At 68.2% G+C, this 13,061-nt stretch carries 11 protein-coding genes and 1 pseudogene; 7 read left to right on the forward strand and 5 right to left on the reverse strand.

The window, feature by feature from the left end; translation table 11 throughout:
- The 3 genes from AC3WQZ_RS34465 to AC3WQZ_RS34475 form a co-directional block, all read left to right on the forward strand.
- Nucleotides 1–388 (forward strand): SoxW family protein (locus tag AC3WQZ_RS34465; RefSeq protein ID WP_492302067.1); only part of this gene is annotated, 388 nt, incomplete at its 5' end.
- 111 nt (nt 389–499) lie between these two features.
- Nucleotides 500–1,036, forward strand: a complete 537-nt coding sequence (locus tag AC3WQZ_RS34470) for a TlpA disulfide reductase family protein (protein ID WP_439671195.1) — start codon at nt 500–502, stop codon at nt 1,034–1,036.
- A gap of 160 nt (nt 1,037–1,196) precedes the next feature.
- On the forward strand, nt 1,197–3,296 hold the full coding sequence (locus AC3WQZ_RS34475) for an ATP-dependent helicase (protein WP_492297370.1): 2,100 nt from the start codon (nt 1,197–1,199) through the stop codon (nt 3,294–3,296).
- A 19-nt stretch (nt 3,297–3,315) separates the two neighbouring features.
- Here the strand turns inward: AC3WQZ_RS34475 and AC3WQZ_RS34480 are convergent, their stop codons facing one another.
- From AC3WQZ_RS34480 to AC3WQZ_RS34500, 5 genes are all read right to left on the reverse strand, one after another.
- Nucleotides 3,316–4,512 carry a class I SAM-dependent rRNA methyltransferase gene (locus AC3WQZ_RS34480; RefSeq protein ID WP_010814859.1) on the reverse strand — a complete coding sequence of 399 codons (1,197 nt, stop codon included), beginning with the start codon at nt 4,510–4,512 and terminating at the stop codon, nt 3,316–3,318.
- 113 nt (nt 4,513–4,625) lie between these two features.
- On the reverse strand, nt 4,626–4,931 hold the full coding sequence (locus tag AC3WQZ_RS34485; protein WP_010814860.1) for a YbeD family protein: 306 nt from the start codon (nt 4,929–4,931) through the stop codon (nt 4,626–4,628).
- Between the two features lie 61 nt (nt 4,932–4,992).
- Nucleotides 4,993–6,192: a D-alanyl-D-alanine carboxypeptidase family protein gene (locus AC3WQZ_RS34490; protein WP_010814861.1), complete on the reverse strand. Its 1,200-nt coding sequence runs from the start codon at nt 6,190–6,192 to the stop codon at nt 4,993–4,995.
- Nucleotides 6,193–6,254: 62 nt separating this feature from the next.
- Nucleotides 6,255–6,896 carry an alpha/beta hydrolase gene (locus AC3WQZ_RS34495; RefSeq protein ID WP_010814862.1) on the reverse strand — a complete coding sequence of 214 codons (642 nt, stop codon included), beginning with the start codon at nt 6,894–6,896 and terminating at the stop codon, nt 6,255–6,257.
- A 148-nt stretch (nt 6,897–7,044) separates the two neighbouring features.
- Nucleotides 7,045–7,365: a (2Fe-2S) ferredoxin domain-containing protein gene (locus tag AC3WQZ_RS34500; RefSeq protein WP_010814863.1), complete on the reverse strand. Its 321-nt coding sequence runs from the start codon at nt 7,363–7,365 to the stop codon at nt 7,045–7,047.
- A 393-nt stretch (nt 7,366–7,758) separates the two neighbouring features.
- Here AC3WQZ_RS34500 and AC3WQZ_RS34505 point away from each other — a divergent pair, with 393 nt between their 5' ends.
- The 4 genes and pseudogenes from AC3WQZ_RS34505 to AC3WQZ_RS34520 all read left to right on the forward strand — a co-directional run.
- Nucleotides 7,759–9,057 carry a dicarboxylate/amino acid:cation symporter gene (locus tag AC3WQZ_RS34505; protein WP_010814864.1) on the forward strand — a complete coding sequence of 433 codons (1,299 nt, stop codon included), beginning with the start codon at nt 7,759–7,761 and terminating at the stop codon, nt 9,055–9,057.
- 82 nt (nt 9,058–9,139) lie between these two features.
- Nucleotides 9,140–11,137: a sensor histidine kinase gene (locus AC3WQZ_RS34510; protein WP_492302069.1), complete on the forward strand. Its 1,998-nt coding sequence runs from the start codon at nt 9,140–9,142 to the stop codon at nt 11,135–11,137.
- An 8-nt stretch (nt 11,138–11,145) separates the two neighbouring features.
- Nucleotides 11,146–12,471: a sigma-54-dependent transcriptional regulator gene (locus AC3WQZ_RS34515; protein ID WP_041687124.1), complete on the forward strand. Its 1,326-nt coding sequence runs from the start codon at nt 11,146–11,148 to the stop codon at nt 12,469–12,471.
- Between the two features lie 238 nt (nt 12,472–12,709).
- Nucleotides 12,710–12,985 (forward strand): annotated as a pseudogene (locus AC3WQZ_RS34520) (FAD-dependent oxidoreductase); the annotation flags it as partial.
- Nucleotides 12,986–13,061: the final 76 nt, after the last annotated feature.

Raw genomic sequence — 13,061 nt, forward strand, 5'->3', positions numbered from 1 at the left:
CCACCTGCCCCCGGCCACCGACCTGGCCGCCCACGGCACCGAGGCCGCTCGCCGCGGCGAGCCGCTGGTGGTACTGGTGTCGATGCCGGGCTGCAGCTATTGCGATGCCGTGCGCAGCAACTACCTGGGCCCGCAGGCCGCCGCCGGCGAGATTGCCGTGCGCGAGCTCGACATGACCGCCGACACCCCGCTGCGCGACGCCGACGGCAGCCTGACCACCGCGCGCGCGTGGGCCCGGGCGCACCAGGTGCGGGTGGCGCCCACGGTGCTGTTCCTGGACCGCCAGGGCCGCGCCGCCGCCGGCCCGCTGCGCGGCATGCAGCCGGATTTCTACGGCGCCTACCTGGAACAGGCGCTGGACCAGGCACGCGCCGCCGTCCGGCGCTGAATCGATCGGGACGCTTGCGGCGGATTGCCGCAGCCCGGCCCCGCGCAGCGCGCGAACGCCTGCGGCATTAGAATGTCCCATTGCTGACCGAACCTGCCTGACCCGGATTCCATGACCACTGCTGCCCCTGCCACCAAATCCTCCCGCAAGCCCTGGCCCATCGTCGCGGCCGTGGTCGTGCTCGCGCTGCTGGGCTGGTTCGGCTACCGCGCGCTGGCGCCGGCCAATACGGCCCCGGCGGCCACCTTCACGCTGCTGTCGGGCGAGAAGGTCAGCACCGCCGACCTCAAGGGCAAGGTCTACATGATCAACTTCTGGGCCACCAGCTGCGCCACCTGCGTCAAGGAAATGCCTGACATGGTCCGCACCTATGAGCAGTTCAAGGGCAAGGGGCTGGAATTCGTCGCCGTGGCGATGAACTACGATCCGCCCATGTATGTGATGAACTACGCCAGGACGCGCGGCCTGCCGTTCAAGGTGGCGATGGATTCCGACGGCGCCGCGGCCAGGGCCTTCGGCAATGTGCAGCTGACGCCGACCACCTTCGTGGTCGACAAGGACGGCCGCATCCTGAAGCGCTATGTGGGCGAGCCCGAGTGGGATGCGCTGCACAAGCTGCTGGATGGCGCGCTGGCAAAGTCCGCGTAACGCTCCCGGCGGCAACCGCAGCGAAAAGGTGCTCATCGAGCACCTTTTTTTGTTTTTACGCATGATCGCCAGGGCAGCAGGTTGCGCGACATCCCTGTATGGATATACAGTTGGCGCCAGCCTTTTTCTGAGTTTTCCGAGCCTTCCCCGAGCCCCGCCTGTGACTTTGGACCTAGCCCCCGCCGCCGACCTCGCTGCCCCTGGAGCCGATGATGTCCCCGCCTACCTGTCCCGACTCAACCCGGAGCAGCGCGCCGCGGTGGAACACGGCAGCGACGCGCCGCTGCTGATCATCGCCGGCGCCGGCTCGGGCAAGACCAATACGCTGGCGCACCGGGTCGCGCACCTGGTGCTGGCCGGCGCCGATCCGCGCCGCATCCTGCTGCTGACGTTCTCGCGCCGCGCCGCGGCGGAGATGGGACGGCGCGTCGAGCGCATCGTCGACCAGGCGCTCGGCACCCAGACCGGCGCGGGGCGCGCGGCGCTGCAGTGGTCCGGCACCTTCCACGCCATCGGCGCGCGCCTGCTGCGCGAATACGCCGAGACCCTGGGCCTGTCGCCCGCCTTCACCATCAGCGACCGCGGCGATGCCGCCGACCTGATGCACGTGGTGCGCCACGACCTGGGCCTGTCGGAAACCGCCAGCCGCTTCCCGAAGAAGGAAACCTGCCTGGCGATCTACTCGCGCGTGGTCAACACCCAGGCGCCGCTGGAAGACGTGCTCAAGCAGCAGTTCCCGCGCTACGCGATGTGGGCGGATGCGCTGCGCACCCTGTTCGCCGGCTATGTCGAGGCCAAGCAGAAGCAGCATGTGCTGGACTATGACGACCTGCTGCTGTACTGGGCGCAGGCCATGGCCGAGCCCACCATCGCGCAGGACATGGGCGCGCGCTTCGACCACGTGCTGGTCGACGAATACCAGGACACCAATGCGCTGCAGGCGTCGATCCTGCTGGCCATGCGGCCGGACGGCCGCGGCCTGACCGTGGTGGGAGACGACGCGCAGTCGATCTACGCCTTCCGCGGCGCCACCGTGCGCAATATCCTGGACTTCCCGGCGCAGTTCACGCCGGCCGCGCAGCAGGTCACGCTGTCGCAGAACTACCGCTCGACGCAGCCGATCCTGCAGGCCGCCAACGCCGTGATCGGGCTGGCGGCCGAGCGCTATACCAAGGACCTGTGGTCCGAGCGCGCCTCGGCCGAAAAGCCCGGCGTGATCGTGGTCAACGATGAGGCCGACCAGGCCCGCTACGTGGTCGAGCAGGTGCTGGCGCGGCGCGAGGCCGGCCTGACGCTGATGGCACAGGCGGTGCTGTTCCGCGCCGCCGACCACAGCGCGCAGGTAGAGATCGAGCTGGCCCGGCGCAATATCCCGTTCGTGAAGTTCGGCGGGCTGAAATTCCTGGAATCGACCCACGTCAAGGACGCGCTGGCGGTGGTGCGCTGGCTGGAGAACCCGCGCGACCGCATGGCGGGCTTCCGCACGCTGCAGCTGCTGCCCGGCATCGGCCCCAAGACCGCGGCGCGCGTGCTCGATGCGCTGGCGCTGGCCACCGAGCCCTTGTTCGCGCTGGAGCAATTCGAGCCGCCGCCGGCCGCAGCGCCCGCCTGGGCCGACCTGCTGGCGCTGGCGCGCGCGCTGATGGCGCCCACCTCGCCGTGGCCGTCGGAGTTCGAGCAAGTGCTGGCCTGGTACGCGCCGCACCTGGAGCGCCTGCACGACGATGCCGCCGCGCGCCAGGCCGACCTGCAGCAGCTGGAGCGCATCGCCGCCACCTACGGCGCGCGCGAGCGCTTCCTGACCGAACTGACGCTGGACCCGCCCAGCGCCTCCAGCGACGAATCCGGCGTGCCCTCGCGCGACGAGGACTACCTGATCCTGTCGACCATCCACTCGGCCAAGGGCCAGGAATGGAAGGCGGTGTACGTGCTCAATGCGGTCGACGGCTGCATGCCGAGCGACCTGGCGACCGGCACCACCGAAGAGATCGAGGAAGAACGGCGGCTGCTCTATGTGGCAATGACGCGGGCCAGGGACCACCTGGACATCGTGGTGCCGCAGCGCTTCTACGTGCACCAGCAGGTGGGCTTCGGCGACCGGCATGTGTATGCGTCGCGCACGCGCTTCCTGCCCAACCGCGTGATGCCCAACTTCTACAGCCGCTCGTGGCCACCCCCGCCGATGCCGGGCGAAGGGCCGGCCAGACCCGCGCTGGCGCCGGTGGACCTGGCCAGCCGGATGCGGAATATGTGGCGCTGACCAGCGCCACACATCCCTCTTACGCTACCTTCTCCAGCAGCAAACCCTTGAGGTACTCGCCTTCCGGGAACGCCGCCAGCATCGGGTGATCCGTGCCGGCCGACAGCCGCCGCAGGATGCGTGCATCGGCGCGCGCATCGGTCACCGCGCCCGCCACGATCTTCTGGAACAGCTCCATGCTGATCGCGCCCGAGCACGAGTAGGTGAACAGCAGCCCGCCCGGGCGCAGCAGCTGCATGCCGACCAGGTTGATTTCCTTGTAGGCGCGCGCGGCGCGGTCGATATGCTGCGCCGACGGGGCGAACTTGGGCGGGTCCAGCACGATCAGGTCGAACTGGCGGCCCTCGGCGCGGAATTCACGCAGGGTCTTGAACACGTCGGCATCGAGCCAGGTGGCGCGCTCGGGTTCGAAGCCGTTGAGCGTGACATTGCCCGCGGCGATCTTCAGCGCCTCGCCCGACGAATCGATCGAGGTCACCGAGGTGGCGCCGCCGCGCAGCGCCGCCAGCGAGAAGCCGCCGGTATAGCAGAAGCAGTTCAGCACCTCGCGCCCGGCGGCCAGGTCGCCCACCAGCTTGCGGTTGTCGCGCTGGTCGACATAGAAGCCGGTCTTGTGGCCGTTGCGTACGTCGACGTAGTAGCGCACGCCGTGCTCGGTGACCGACAGCGCCGGATCCGGCTCGGCGCCGGCCAGCACCCCGGTCACCAGCTCCAGGCCTTCGCGCTGGCGCACGGCGGCGTCGGAACGCTCATAGACGTTGGGGCAGCCGGTTTCCTTGACCAGTGCCTGCACGATCGCGGTCTTCCAGTGTTCCACGCCGGCCGAATTGAACTGGCACACCAGCTGGCCCTTATCACCGTTGCCGTAGTAGTCGACGATCAGGCCGGGCAGCCGGTCGGATTCGCCGAAGATCAGCCGCACCGCGTCGCTGTCCTTCACCCATTGGCGCCGGTAGGCAACGGCCGCGGCCACGCGGCGCTTGAACAGGGCGTGGTCGACCGGCTCGTTTTCATCGAAGGTCCACGCGCGCGCGCGGATCTGCGACTCGGGGCTGTAGGCGGCCTTGGCCAGGAAGCGGCCGTCGGCGGCGCGCACAATCACGGTCGCGCCCGGCTCGCAGCGCCCTTCGGTCGTGGCAATGCCGGTGGCGTAGATCCACGGGTGGCGGCGCAGCAGGGATTTTTCCTTGCCGGGTTTCAGGGTGATGGTGTTCATGTTGGTATGGGGAAACTGCAGACCACCAGCAATTGAAACTGGCGCGAACGCATCAAGGCGACTCCCCTCTCCCGCGCGCGGGAGAGGGGAGAAAACAATGCGGGAAGGACAGGTTAGAGGACGACCTTCACCATCGGATGCGAAGTCAGCGCCCGATACAAGTCGTCGAGCTGCTCGCGGCTGGTGACCCACACCGTCACGGTCAGGCCCAGGTAGTTGCCGCCGCTGGAGGGGCGCATTTCCATCTTGCCGGCGTGGAAGTCGGGATCGAACTCCTGCACCAGCGTGACGATGGCCTCGGCAAAGCCGTCCTGCATCGCGCCCATCACCTTGATGGGAAAGTGGCTGGGGTATTCGATCAGCGACTGCTCCGGCGGGATGTCGCCCGGCTTGTTGCTGCCTTGCTTGTCGGTTGTCATGTCGGATTCTCCGGCACGAAACCGGCGCGCCGCATGGCGCGCCGGCTTACGCGCATTCAGGTCACTTGCGCTTGAACCACAGGCGGATGGTGTCCCACAGGCGGCCGAAGAAGCCGGCCTCGGGCACTTCTTCCAGCGCCACCACCGGGAACTCCGCCACCTTGTTGGTGCCGTCCATCAGCTTGACCATGCCCACCTGCTGGCCTGCCGAGATCGGCGCGATCAGCAGTTCCTGGCGCTCCAGCACCGGCTTGAGGCGTCCGCCGGTGCCCTTGGGCACAGTGACGAAGGTCTCGTTCTGCACGCCGATCTTGACCGTGCCGCTCTTGCCCTTGTAGATGTCCGGCGTGGCCAGCACCTGGCCCTTGTCGTACAGGCGCAGCGTGTCGAAGAACTGGAAGCCGTAGTTGAGGATCTTCAGGCTTTCCTGGGTGCGCACCTGTTCGGTGGTGGTGCCGATCACGATCGAGATCAGGCGGCGCGAGCCGTCCGGCACGTTGGCCAGCGGCCGCTTGGCCGACGAGATCAGGCAGTAGCCGGCGGACTTGGTGTGGCCGGTCTTGACGCCGTCCACGGTCGGGTCGATGTACAGCAGGCGGTTGCGGTTGGGCTGCCTGATCTTGTTATAGGTGAACTCCTTCTGCGAGTACATGGCGTAGTACTCGGGAAAGTCCTTGATCAGGCGCGTGGTCAGCGTGGCCAGGTCGACCGCGGTGGTGTAGTGGTTCGGGTCGGGAATGCCGTCGGTGTTGGTGAAGTGGGTGTTCTTCATGCCCATGCGCTGGGCCTCGCGGTTCATCATCGCGACGAAGCCCTCTTCCGAGCCGCCCACGGCTTCGGCCAGCGCCAGCGCGGCGTCGTTGCCCGACTGCACGATCAGGCCCAGCAGCAGGTCCTGCACGGTGACCGGCTTGTTGGGCTCGATGAACATGCGCGACTCGTCGCTTTTGACCTTGAGCACCACGCTGGTCGGCACCACCGCCTGGTCCAGCGTCAGGCGCTTTTCCTTGAGTGCCTCGAACGCCAGGTAGGCGGTCATCAGCTTGGTCAGCGAGGCCGGCTCGATGCGCGCATCGGCATTCTGCGACGCCAGGGCCTGGCCGCTGGTCACGTCATACAGCATCCACGACTTGGCTGCGACTTGCGGCATCGGCACGCCCTGCGCCAGGACGGCGGCAGGCGCGGCGGCCAGCACGATGGCGGCGGCGATGGCGGCGGGAGCAAAAGCGGACGAAAGGCGTGTCGTGGCTCGATTCAGCATGTTTCTGTTTTCCGACAGTAAGAAGGTGGCGCGGGGATGGTCCGGGTGGCGGCGTGCCGGCCTCACCGGTCCCACGCATTGACGACGAGCTGCTTGATCAGGTGCAGCTTGCGGTGAAAGAAATGGTCGGCGCCGGGGATCACGATCACCGGCAGCTCCTGCGGGCGGGCCCAGTCGAACACGCTGGCCAGCGGCACGGTGTCGTCCTGTTCGCCATGGATCACGATGGTGTCGGCCGGCACCTCGGCTACCTGCCAGCGGCTGGCGGCGGTGCCCACCAGCACCAGGCGCTGCGCGGGCGTGCCGGCCTCGGCCAGGCGGCGCGCCACGTGGGTGGTGACGAAGCTGCCGAACGAGAACCCGCCCATGGCCAGCGGCAGCGTTGCGGCCTGTGCCGACCACGCGGTCTGCTGGCGCATCCAGGCCACCACGGCCAGCAGGTCGTCCTGCTCGGCGATGCCGTTGTCATGCTCGCCGGCGCTGCCGCCGACGCCGCGGAAGTTGGGGCGCACCGTGGCATAGCCCAGTTGCACGAAGCTGCGCGCCAGCGTCTGCGCGACCTTGTTGTCCTTGGTGCCGCCGAACAGCGGATGCGGATGCGCTACCAGCGCCAGGCCGCGCGGCTCACCTTGCGGCAGGTCTACCGAGAGATCGATCGCACCGGCGGGACCGGCGATGGAAAGTACCTGGGTATGCGCGTTCATGATGGCGGTCAGGATGGCGGTGAAGCCAGCGCCCGGCGGGAAGCCCGGGCAAAAATGAAAAAACCGTCCGGCTGGCGGGCGGCGGGGCAATACGGCAAAGCGGCAAAACAGGGAAGCAACAAGCCGGCATGCGCCGGCTTCGGTTGGTTCAGCGGTCCACCATCAGCCGTTCGACAGGCTTGCCCTTCATCAGGTGGCTGTCGATGATTTCATCGATGTCGTGCTCGTCGACAAAGGTGTACCAGATGGCCTCGGGGTAGACCACCAGCACCGGGCCGAGTTCACAACGGTTCAGGCAGCCTGCCTTGTTGATGCGCACGCGGCCTTCGCCGCCGGCGATGCCCAGTTCCTTGCAACGCTTCTTGGCGTATTCCTGCATCGCCTGGGCGTTGTGGTTGGCGCAGCAGTTCTCGCCGGCCTCGCGCTGGTTCAGGCAGAAGAAGACGTGGTGCTGGTAGTAGCTGCTCATGCGTACGGTGTGAGAAGGCGGCCCCGGACGGCGGCACGGCCCGGACGGCATTGAACGGAAGCTCGGAATTATACGGTGTCGCGGCGGCATGGCCGCGATGGCGGCGCCCTGGCACGGCGGTCTAAGTTGCCGCCGGCCCCCATCGGGTGGCGCTTCGCGCACCTGCGATGCATCCGGCATTCCGAAACCCCGGAGTCGCGCCGTCCGGATTTCCGGAATCCCGGAGGCCGCGCGCCCCTGCCGGGCCGGTGTTTCCTTGTGAATCAACCAGTTAGCAATGCCGGTTTGACTGGCACGGCGGTTGCGAATTCCCGTCCCTGAACGCGCCGCAACCGTGACGGCGCGCGGCCCGAGCGATAGCGCCCGGGTACGGTCAACACCGAGGACGACATCATGAGAAAACCCTTCTACAAGATCCTGTACGTGCAGGTCCTGTTCGCCATCTGCGTCGGCATCCTGCTCGGCCACTACTGGCCCGACACCGGCGTGGCCATGAAGCCGCTCGGCGATGGCTTTATCAAGCTGATCAAGATGATCATCGGCCCGATCATCTTCTGCACCGTGGTGACCGGCATCGCCGGCATGAGCGACATGAAGAAGGTCGGCCGCGTCGGCGGCAAGGCGCTGCTGTACTTCGAGGTGGTGTCGACCTTCGCATTGCTGATCGGGCTGGGCGCCGCGCACCTGCTCAAGCCGGGCGTGGGCTTCAACATCGACCCGGCCACGCTGGACACCAAGGCGATTGCCCAGTACGTGTCCAAGGCGCACGGCCAGAGCACGGTCGAGTTCCTGATGCACATCATCCCGGACACGGTCTTCAGCGCCTTTGCCAACGGCGACATCCTGCAGATCCTGCTGGTGTCGCTGTTCTTCGGCGCCGCGCTGGCCGTGCTCGGCGAACGCGCGCGCATCGTGGTGCAGCTGATCGAGCAGGTCTCCAAGGTGTTCTTCCATATCGTCCACGTGATCACCAAGGTGGCCCCGATCGGCGCCTTCGGCGCGATGGCGTTCACCATCGGCAAGTACGGCCTGGGCTCGCTGGTGCCGCTGCTCAAGCTGATCGGCACCTTCTACTTCACGGCCATCATCTTCGTGCTGGTGGTGCTGGGCACGATCGCACGCATGACCGGCTTCAGCATCGTGCGCTTCATCTCGTACATCAAGGAAGAGCTGCTGATCGTGCTGGGCACCAGCTCGTCGGAAGCGGCGCTGCCGCACATGATGGAGAAGCTGGAAAAGCTCGGCTGCTCGCGCTCGGTGGTGGGCCTGGTGGTGCCCACCGGCTATTCGTTCAACCTGGACGGCACCAACATCTACATGACGATGGCGGTGATCTTCATCGCGCAGGCCACCGGCATCGAGCTGACGCTGATGCAGCAGCTGACCATCCTGGCGGTGGCGATGATCACCTCCAAGGGCGCCAGCGGCGTGACCGGCTCGGGCTTCATCACGCTGGCCGCGACGCTGGCGGTGGTGCCGACCATCCCCGTGGCGGGCATGGTGCTGATCCTCGGCATCGACCGCTTCATGAGCGAGTGCCGCGCGCTGACCAACATCATCGGCAACGGCGTGGCCACGGTGGTGGTCTCGGCATGGGAGCGCGAGCTTGACCGCAAGCGCCTGGCCAGCGTGCTGAACGGCGGCAGCGGCGATGTGGCGGATCTTGCCGACGTGGGCCAGGGCGTCCGCTGAGGGCGCCACCACCGCTGCGCGGACGGCTGCCCCGGCCGCCCGCCAGCAGGTATCATCGGCGCGACAGCCCCCGCGCGCGCCGATGACCCACTCAGACGATTTTCTCGCCGTGCATGACCCCGCCGCCACCCGTCCGGCCCACGCGCCGGACGTCGGCAGCGGGCGGTGGTGGGGCTTTGCCGTGGCGCTGGCCGCGGGTCTCCTGCTGCTGTGCGCGCTGACCTGGCTGGTCTCGGTCCAGCGCGGCCTGGCCAGCCTCCAGCAAAGCACGGCCACGCGCGCCGACCGCTACGCCGCCACGCTGGAAAGCACCCTCGACCGCTACGAATTCCTGCCCGCGCTGGTCTCGCTGCACCCCTTCGTGCGCGGGCTGCTGGACTCCCCCGACGACCCGCAACGCGTGGCCGCCGCCAACCAGTACCTGGCGGAGGTCAACCGCCGCGCGCATGCCTCGGCCACTTATGTGATCGCCGCCAACGGCATTGCGCTGGCGGCCAGCAACCACGGCCAGCCCGGCAGCTTTGTCGGCACAGACTACCGCTTCCGCCCCTACTTCCAGACCGCCGCGGGCGGCAAGATGGGGCGCTTCTATGCCATCGGCATCACCAGCGACGAGCCCGGCTACTACCTCGCGCAGCCGGTCGAGTCCGGCGGCAAGGTCATCGGCGTGACCGTGGTCAAGCTCAACCTGGAGTGGTTCCAGCGCGCCGGCAGCGGCGCCGAGCCGCTAATGGTCAGTGACGACCATGGCGTGATCTTCCTGTCGTCAGTATCGGCCTGGCAGTACCGCACCCTGCGCCCGCTGCCGCCGCCGCTGCAGGCCGAGATGGAAAAGACACGCCAGTACCACGGCCGCGCGGTGACGCCGCTGCCGCTGGAGCCGCTGACCTCGCCGGTCACGCGCTGGCTGGCGGACACCACGCTGGCCGACGGCGCGCGGCTGGTGCGCGTGCGCGACGAATCGCCCGCCAGCAAGACCACCTCTGCCCCGGGCGGCGCCGAACGCGCCGTCCGCTACCTGGAACTGGACCGCACGGTCGGCGCGGCTGGCTGGACCATGCAGGTGATGGCGCCGCTGGAGCCGGTGCTGGCCAATGCGCGCAACGCCACCGTGGCGGCGGCGCTGGCCTATGCCTGCATCTGCCTGCTGCTGGTCAACTGGCGCCAGCGCCGCCAGCGCGCGCGCGACATGCAGTACAGCCGCCGCCTGCTTGAAGCCGCCTACGACCAGCTGGAGCGCCGCGTCGAGGCCCGCACCGCCGACCTGATGGCGATCAATGAAAAGCTGGAAGATGAAGTGGCCGAGCGTACCCGTGCTGAAAGCGAGCTGCGCGCGGCCCAGGACGAACTGGTGCAGGCCAGCAAGCTGGCCGCGCTGGGGCAGATGGCGGCCGGCATCACGCATGAGCTGAACCAGCCGCTGGCGGCGCTGCGCACGTTCTCGGACAACACCCGCGTGCTGCTGGAGCGCGGCCAGCTGGCCGCGGCCGAAGGCAACCTGACCGCCATTGCCGACCTGACCGAGCGCATGGGCAAGATCACCGGGCAGCTCAAGCTGTTCGCCGGCAAGGCGCGCCCGGTGCACCGGCCGGTCGCGCTGCGCGCCGCGGTCGATCATGTGCTGGCGCTGCTGGCACCGCGCCTTGGCGCGGTCACCGTCAACGTCACCGGCCTGGACGCCCTGCCCGGGCTGGCCGTGCGCGCCGATGAGCTGAAGCTGGAGCAAGTGCTGCTGAACCTGCTCGGCAACGCGCTGGATGCGATTGCGGCGGCCGCACCGGCGCAGGGACAGATCGATCTCGAGGTGCAGGCAGAAGACCACGCCGTCACCATCGTCGTGCGCGACAACGGCACCGGCATCGCGCCGCAAGCGCTGCCGCGCCTGTTCGAACCCTTCTTCACCACCAAGGAAACCGGGCAGGGTCTGGGGCTGGGGCTGGCGATCTCGTCGTCGATCGTGCGCGAGTTCGGCGGCCAGCTGAGCGTGGCCAACGTGCCCGGCGGCGGCGCGCAGTTCACGCTGGTGCTGGCGCGCGCCCCCGCCATCGATCCGGCGCCATCGGTTTCCGCCTCTCAATGAGTATTGCCATGCAAGACGGTCTGCGTGTCCTGTTTGTCGAAGACGAGCCGCTGGTGCGCCAGGCCACCGCGCAGAGCCTGGAGCTGGCCGGCTTCGCGGTGCTGGCGCTGCCCTCCGCCGAGGCCGCGATCCCGCACCTGCACGGCGCCTTTGCCGGCGTGGTGGTGACCGACGTGCGCCTGCCCGGCGCCAGCGGGCTGGACCTGCTGCAGCACTGCCGCAACGCCGCGCCGGGCGTGCCGGTGATCCTGGTGACCGGCCACGGCGACATCACCATGGCCGTGCAAGCCATGCGCGAAGGCGCCTACGACTTTATCGAAAAGCCCTTCGGCGCCGACCGCCTCACCGACACTGTGCGCCGCGCGCTGGAACGCCGCGCGCTGGAACTGGAAAACCAGGCGCTGCGCCGCGAACTGGCCGGCCCCGCGGCGGGCACGCGCATCATCGGCCGCTCGCCCGCGATCGGGCAGGTGCGCGCGCTGGTGGCCAATGTCGCGCCCACCGACGTGCCGGTGATGATCAACGGCGAGACCGGCACCGGCAAGGAACTGGTGGCGCGCAGCCTGCACGCGCTGTCCGGCCGCGCCGAAGGCCCGTTTATCGCGCTGAACTGCGGCGCGGTGCCCGAGGCCATCTTCGAGAGCGAGATGTTCGGCCACGAGGCCGGCGCCTTCACCGGGGCCGGCAAGCGCCGCATCGGCAAGCTCGAGCATGCCTCGGGCGGCACGCTCTTCCTCGACGAGATCGAGAGCATGCCGCTGGCGCTGCAGGTCAAGCTGCTGCGGGTACTGCAGGAAGGCTCGCTGGAGCGGCTGGGGTCGAATGCCTCGGTGAAGATCGATGTGCGCATCGTCGCCGCGGCCAAGGGCGACATGGATGCGCTGGTGGTACAGGGCAGCTTCCGCGAGGACCTGTATTACCGGCTGAACGTGGTCACCATCGCGCTGCCGCCGCTGCGCGAGCGGCGCGAGGACATCGTGCCGCTGTTCGAGCATTTCTCGCTGGTGTCCGCGGTGCGCTACCAGCGGCCGGCGCCGATCCTGTCCGAGGCGCAACGCCAGGCACTGGCCCAGCGTCCCTGGCCGGGCAATGTGCGCGAGCTGCGCAATGCGGCGGATCGGATGGTGCTGGGCGTGCCGGAGGGCGGGCAGGCAGGTGCGCAGGCCGCGGGCCCCGATGAAACCGCGCCGCTGCGAGAGCGGATGGAGCACTTCGAGCGCGCGGTGATTGCGGATGCACTGGCACGCACCGGCGGCGCGGTCAGCCAGGCGGCGGACTTGCTGCAAGTCGGCAAGGCCACGCTCTATGACAAAATCAAGCGCTACGGGCTGTGATGTCATGCTGCCTTCATTGCGCTGCCATGCCGCCGTCACATTGGCGGCCTATTCTTCGATGGCGGCTGCGGCATTGGCAGGTGCCCGCCGTGTGTATCAATCTTCGTGGTAATTGACGGCCCCGCGTATGCGGGGCGTTTTTTTGGGTTGTGCACCCCGCCCCGCCACTTCACACTCGCCACACATTCCCCTCACCCCCTCTGGCCAGACTGGAGCCCTGCCATCTCCGGGACCCGCCATGCCCTCCTTCGACTACGACATCGTCATCGCCGGCGCCAGCTTTGCCGGCGCCGCCTGCGCCCTGGCCGCGGCGCGCGCCGGCCTGCGCGTGCTGGTGCTGGAACGCAAGACCGATCCCGGCGACAAGCTCCACACCACCGGCATCCTGGTCAAGGAAGCCATCGAGCAGACCTGGCTGGGCCGCGCGCCGGCCGATTGCGTGCACCGCGTGGAGCAGGTGCGGCTGTACTCGCCCAGGCTGCGCAGCATCGACCTGAGTGCGCCCGGCTATTATTTGGTTCTTCACCGATTTCCGGGGAAGGCCGCCCGGATCTTCAAGAAGAAGTAGTGGTCATCACGGAAGCCATAGG

The organism is Cupriavidus sp. FW305-26, from assembly GCF_058787975.1.

Bases quoted from the DNA above. Each gene is read 5' to 3' on its own strand.
- AC3WQZ_RS34470 (WP_439671195.1), top strand. From the start codon at position 500: ATGACCACTGCTGCCCCTGCCACCAAATCCTCCCGCAAGCCCTGGCCC.
- AC3WQZ_RS34480 (WP_010814859.1), bottom strand. From the start codon at position 4,512: ATGAACACCATCACCCTGAAACCCGGCAAGGAAAAATCCCTGCTGCGC.
- AC3WQZ_RS34485 (WP_010814860.1), bottom strand. From the start codon at position 4,931: ATGACAACCGACAAGCAAGGCAGCAACAAGCCGGGCGACATCCCGCCG.
- AC3WQZ_RS34490 (WP_010814861.1), bottom strand. From the start codon at position 6,192: ATGCTGAATCGAGCCACGACACGCCTTTCGTCCGCTTTTGCTCCCGCC.
- AC3WQZ_RS34495 (WP_010814862.1), bottom strand. From the start codon at position 6,896: ATGAACGCGCATACCCAGGTACTTTCCATCGCCGGTCCCGCCGGTGCG.
- AC3WQZ_RS34500 (WP_010814863.1), bottom strand. From the start codon at position 7,365: ATGAGCAGCTACTACCAGCACCACGTCTTCTTCTGCCTGAACCAGCGC.
- AC3WQZ_RS34505 (WP_010814864.1), top strand. From the start codon at position 7,759: ATGAGAAAACCCTTCTACAAGATCCTGTACGTGCAGGTCCTGTTCGCC.
- AC3WQZ_RS34510 (WP_492302069.1), top strand. From the start codon at position 9,140: ATGACCCACTCAGACGATTTTCTCGCCGTGCATGACCCCGCCGCCACC.
- AC3WQZ_RS34515 (WP_041687124.1), top strand. From the start codon at position 11,146: ATGCAAGACGGTCTGCGTGTCCTGTTTGTCGAAGACGAGCCGCTGGTG.